This window comes from Neisseria sp. WLZKY-1 (assembly GCF_046546535.1).
Taxonomy (GTDB): domain Bacteria; phylum Pseudomonadota; class Gammaproteobacteria; order Burkholderiales; family Neisseriaceae; genus Neisseria.
The window spans coordinates 1-333 of sequence record NZ_JBKGTW010000143.1; the positions used below are offsets into that span (position 1 = coordinate 1).

Genomic DNA, 333 nt, shown 5'->3' on the forward strand with positions numbered 1-333 from the left:
TGCTGCGGTAGTGTTGCGAAGGGGTGTCCAGTCCCAGTGCTTCATGCGGCCTTTCGTGGTTGTAGCAGTGCCGCCAGCTGTCAAATGCCTGCTGTGCCTGCTCCGGGGGCTGTTGGCAATCAGCCTTGCGGAGGTGTTTTTGGTAAAAATCCGCGACTGCCGCGTCAAAAATGCTCGCAAGGTGTCCAACCTTGCTGTGCTTTTTTCCTTGCATCCGCGAATTTTTCCTCAAAAAACCGCTTCGCAAGCTGATTGCCAACAGCCCCGCCAAAGGTTCTGCCTTTGAGCACTTCGGCTTTCAGGCTGCGGTGGAAACGTTCGTCTTTGCCGTTG

Annotated in this window: 1 pseudogene; it reads right to left on the bottom strand. The window is 55.3% G+C overall.

Going from position 1 to position 333, the window contains the following annotated elements:
- Window positions 1-173: pseudogene (locus ACLD9W_RS12580) on the bottom strand (integrase core domain-containing protein); the annotation flags it as partial.
- Between the last annotated feature and the right edge of the window lie 160 nt (window positions 174-333).